This is a genomic window from Aquaspirillum soli, from assembly GCF_054781915.1.
The window spans coordinates 1-5097 of record NZ_BAAGTM010000029.1 but is presented as its reverse complement, the minus strand read 5'-3'; the positions used below and the strand labels follow the sequence as shown (position 1 = coordinate 5097).

Sequence of the window (5097 nt, the reverse complement as noted above, 5' to 3'; positions counted from 1 at the left end):
TGAAGAAGTAAAGACAAGGGTTAGATTGTAGTAAGTGTCGCAACTTATAGGATCAAGCCACACGAGCAATTAGTATCGGTTAGCTTAACGCATTACTGCGCTTCCACACCCGACCTATCAACGTTGTGGTCTTCAACGACTCTTTAGGAGGCTTAAAGCCTCAGGGAAGTCTCATCTTGAGGCGAGTTTCCCGCTTAGATGCTTTCAGCGGTTATCTCTTCCGAACATAGCTACCCGGCGATGCGACTGGCGTCACAACCGGTACACCAGAGGTTCGTCCACTCCGGTCCTCTCGTACTAGGAGCAGGTCCCCTCAAACTTCCAACGCCCACGGCAGATAGGGACCAAACTGTCTCACGACGTTTTAAACCCAGCTCACGTACCACTTTAAATGGCGAACAGCCATACCCTTGGGACCGGCTACAGCCCCAGGATGTGATGAGCCGACATCGAGGTGCCAAACTCCGCCGTCGATATGAACTCTTGGGCGGAATCAGCCTGTTATCCCCGGAGTACCTTTTATCCGTTGAGCGATGGCCCTTCCATACAGAACCACCGGATCACTATGTCCTGCTTTCGCACCTGCTCGACGTGTGAGTCTCGCAGTTAAGCTACCTTTTGCCATTGCACTAAGAGTACGATGTCCGACCGTACCTAGGTAACCTTCGAACTCCTCCGTTACGATTTGGGAGGAGACCGCCCCAGTCAAACTGCCTACCATGCACGGTCCCCGATCCAGATAATGGACCAAGGTTAGAACCTCAACGCCACCAGGGTGGTATTTCAAGGATGGCTCGGCTAGGACTGGCGTCCTAGTTTCATAGCCTCCCACCTATCCTACACAAGTGAGGTCAAAGTCCAATGCAAAGCTACAGTAAAGGTTCACGGGGTCTTTCCGTCTAGCCGCGGGGAGATTGCATCTTCACAAACATTTCAACTTCGCTGAGTCTCGGGTCGAGACAGTGTGGCCATCGTTACGCCATTCGTGCGGGTCGGAACTTACCCGACAAGGAATTTCGCTACCTTAGGACCGTTATAGTTACGGCCGCCGTTTACTGGGACTTCAATCAAGAGCTTGCACCCCATCATTTAATCTTCCAGCACCGGGCAGGCGTCACACCGTATACGTCCACTTTCGTGTTGGCACAGTGCTGTGTTTTTAATAAACAGTCGCAGCCACCTATTCTCTGCGACCCCTCTGGGCTGCGTCCGCGAGGGACATGACCTGGAGGGGCACACCTTCTCCCGAAGTTACGGTGTCAATTTGCCGAGTTCCTTAACCCGAGTTCTCTCAAGCGCCTTGGTATTCTCTACCTACCCACCTGTGTCGGTTTGCGGTACGGTCGATTTTAGACTGAAGCTTAGAGGCTTTTCCTGGGAGCTTGGGATGAGTCACTTCGTGTCCGTGGACACTCGTCGTCACGCCTTGAGATATGATGAACCGGATTTGCCTAATTCATCTCTCTACACGCTTAAACTAGCTATTCCAACAGCTAGCTGACCTACCCTTCTCCGTCCCCCCATCGCATCTAAAATCGGTACAGGAATATTGACCTGTTTCCCATCGACTACGCATTTCTGCCTCGCCTTAGGGGCCGACTCACCCTACGCCGATGAACGTTGCGTAGGAAACCTTGGGTTTACGGCGAGGGAGCTTTTCACTCCCTTTATCGCTACTCATGTCAGCATTCGCACTTCTGATACCTCCAGCGGCCTTTACAAGCCACCTTCGCAGGCCTACAGAACGCTCCCCTACCATGCACAATGTGCATCCGCAGCTTCGGTTATATGCTTGAGCCCCGTTACATCTTCCGCGCAGGACGACTCGACCAGTGAGCTATTACGCTTTCTTTAAATGATGGCTGCTTCTAAGCCAACATCCTGGCTGTCTAGGCCTTCCCACTTCGTTTACCACTTAGCATATCATTTGGGACCTTAGCTGGCGGTCTGGGTTGTTTCCCTCTTGACACCGGACGTTAGCACCCGGTGTCTGTCTCCCGAGGACGCACTTGACGGTATTCGGAGTTTGCCATGGTTTGGTAAGTCGCGATGACCCCCTAGCCATAACAGTGCTCTACCCCCGTCAGTGTAATCTCGAGGCACTACCTAAATAGTTTTCGGGGAGAACCAGCTATTTCCAAGTTTGTTTAGCCTTTCACCCCTATCCACAGCTCATCCCCTAATTTTGCAACATTAGTGGGTTCGGACCTCCAGTACCTGTTACGGCACCTTCATCCTGGCCATGGATAGATCACTTGGTTTCGGGTCTACGCCCAGCAACTGGATGCCCTATTCGGACTCGCTTTCGCTACGCCTCCCCTATTCGGTTAAGCTTGCTACTGAACGTAAGTCGCTGACCCATTATACAAAAGGTACGCAGTCACTCCACGAGGGAGCTCCCACTGTTTGTATGCATCCGGTTTCAGGTTCTATTTCACTCCCCTCCCGGGGTTCTTTTCGCCTTTCCCTCACGGTACTGGTTCACTATCGGTCGATGATGAGTATTTAGCCTTGGAGGATGGTCCCCCCATATTCAGACAGGGTTTCACGTGCCCCGCCCTACTTGTCGTGCGCTTAGTAAGCCGAATGAACTTTCACATACGGGGCTATCACCCGCTATGGCCAATCTTTCCAGGATGTTCTGTTAGTTCGTTCGGTATCACGCACAGGCTGTTCCCATTTCGCTCGCCACTACTTTGGGAATCTCGGTTGATTTCTTTTCCTCGGGGTACTTAGATGTTTCAGTTCTCCCGGTTCGCTCTACCGACCCTATGTGTTCAGGTCGGAGTACTCCTTGCGGAGTGGGTTTCCCCATTCGGACATCTCCGGATCAAAGCTATATTGCCAGCTCCCCGAAGCTTTTCGCAGGCTTACACGTCCTTCGTCGCCTATCATCGCCAAGGCATCCACCAGATGCACTTATTCGCTTGATCCTATAAGTTGAAACACTTACAGAGTCTGTTAGGCCTACAAACAAGCCTAACAGCGATGCAATCTAACCCAGTTTCGAGAGTCAACCCGCAGGTTGAGTCTCTATTACTTAAGTTTGATGTCTTTACTTCTTCTAATTTGTTAAAGATCGAGTGCAAAACGCACATGCCAATGAGCACTACTCATTCGCTTTTGCGTTCTACTGTCGCAGTGTTTGGTGGAGGCAGACGGGATCGAACCGACGACCCCCTGCTTGCAAAGCAGGTGCTCTCCCAACTGAGCTATGCCCCCATACGGCCTATGCCATCTTTCGATGGTGGGTCTGGTTGGAATCGAACCAACGACCCCCGCCTTATCAAGACGGTGCTCTAACCGACTGAGCTACAGACCCAGACTACGACTTTTGATTCACAACCGATAGGCTGTAAGCGCTTAGATCATCTTTTCTCTAGAAAGGAGGTGATCCAGCCGCAGGTTCCCCTACGGCTACCTTGTTACGACTTCACCCCAGTCATGAAACATACCGTGGTAAGCGGACTCCTTGCGGTTATCCTACCTACTTCTGGTATCCCCCACTCCCATGGTGTGACGGGCGGTGTGTACAAGGCCCGGGAACGTATTCACCGCGACATGCTGATCCGCGATTACTAGCGATTCCGACTTCACGCAGTCGAGTTGCAGACTGCGATCCGGACTACGATCGGTTTTATGAGATTAGCTCCACCTCGCGGCTTGGCAACCCTCTGTACCGACCATTGTATGACGTGTGAAGCCCTGGTCATAAGGGCCATGAGGACTTGACGTCATCCCCACCTTCCTCCGGTTTGTCACCGGCAGTCCCATTAAAGTGCCCAACTTAATGATGGCAACTAATGGCAAGGGTTGCGCTCGTTGCGGGACTTAACCCAACATCTCACGACACGAGCTGACGACAGCCATGCAGCACCTGTGTCTAGGCTCCCTTTCGGGCACTCTCCGATCTCTCAGAGATTCCTAGCATGTCAAGACCAGGTAAGGTTTTTCGCGTTGCATCGAATTAATCCACATCATCCACCGCTTGTGCGGGCCCCCGTCAATTCCTTTGAGTTTTAATCTTGCGACCGTACTCCCCAGGCGGACAACTTCTCGCGTTAGCTACGCCACCAAGAACCGAAGTTCCCAACGGCTAGTTGTCATCGTTTAGGGCGTGGACTACCAGGGTATCTAATCCTGTTTGCTCCCCACGCTTTCGTGCCTGAGCGTCAGTGTTATCCCAGGGGGCTGCCTTCGCCATCGGTGTTCCTCCACATCTCTACGCATTTCACTGCTACACGTGGAATTCCACCCCCCTCTGACACACTCTAGCATTGCAGTTCCAAACGCAGTTCCCAGGTTGAGCCCGGGGATTTCACATCTGGCTTACAATACCGCCTGCGCACCCTTTACGCCCAGTAATTCCGATTAACGCTTGCACCCTACGTATTACCGCGGCTGCTGGCACGTAGTTAGCCGGTGCTTATTCTTTAGGTACTCTCATCCCTACTAGCTCTTAACCTGCAGGACTTGCTCCCTAACAAAAGTCCTTTACAACCCGAAGGCCTTCTTCAGACACGCGGCATGGCTGGATCAGGGTTGCCCCCATTGTCCAAAATTCCCCACTGCTGCCTCCCGTAGGAGTCTGGGCCGTGTCTCAGTCCCAGTGTGGCGGATCATCCTCTCAGACCCGCTACTGATCGTCGCCTTGGTGAGCCTTTACCTCACCAACTAGCTAATCAGACGTCGGCCGCTCGAATAACGCCAGGTCTTTCGATCCCCAGCTTTCCTCCTCAGAGCGTATGCGGTATTAGCACACCTTTCGATGCGTTATCCCCCATTACTCGGCACGTTCCGACGCATTACTCACCCGTTCGCCACTCGTCAGCGGTGCAAGCACCCTGTTACCGTTCGACTTGCATGTGTAAAGCATGCCGCCAGCGTTCAATCTGAGCCAGGATCAAACTCTTCAGTTCAATCTCTGTTTAAACTTATTTTCGCTCACAAAACTCAATACTGACGTATTTTGTTGTGCAAGCACTTGATGTCCAAGCGCTTACACCTATCGGTTGTATTCTGTTAAAGATCGATCAAACAACTAAACGCTGTTTGCTGCTGCTGTGTTGCAGCGAGGAAGCGAACTATACCCACTCC

Annotated in this window: 2 tRNA genes and 2 rRNA genes; all 4 read right to left on the bottom strand. The window is 52.1% G+C overall.

From position 1 onward, the window contains the following. Nucleotides 1–48: 48 nt before the first annotated feature. The 4 genes from ACYVJG_RS12805 to ACYVJG_RS12790 all read right to left on the bottom strand — a co-directional run bounded on the left by ACYVJG_RS12805 (nucleotide 49) and on the right by ACYVJG_RS12790 (nucleotide 4919). Nucleotides 49–2933 (bottom strand): 23S ribosomal RNA (locus ACYVJG_RS12805). A 213-nt stretch (nucleotides 2934–3146) separates the two neighbouring features. Continuing rightward, nucleotides 3147–3222, bottom strand: a tRNA-Ala gene (locus ACYVJG_RS12800). 23 nt (nucleotides 3223–3245) lie between these two features. Continuing rightward, a tRNA-Ile gene (locus ACYVJG_RS12795) sits at nucleotides 3246–3322 on the bottom strand. A 61-nt stretch (nucleotides 3323–3383) separates the two neighbouring features. After that, nucleotides 3384–4919, bottom strand: a 16S ribosomal RNA gene (locus ACYVJG_RS12790). Together the 16S and 23S rRNA genes with 2 tRNA genes alongside form the textbook arrangement of a ribosomal RNA operon. Between the last annotated feature and the right edge of the window lie 178 nt (nucleotides 4920–5097).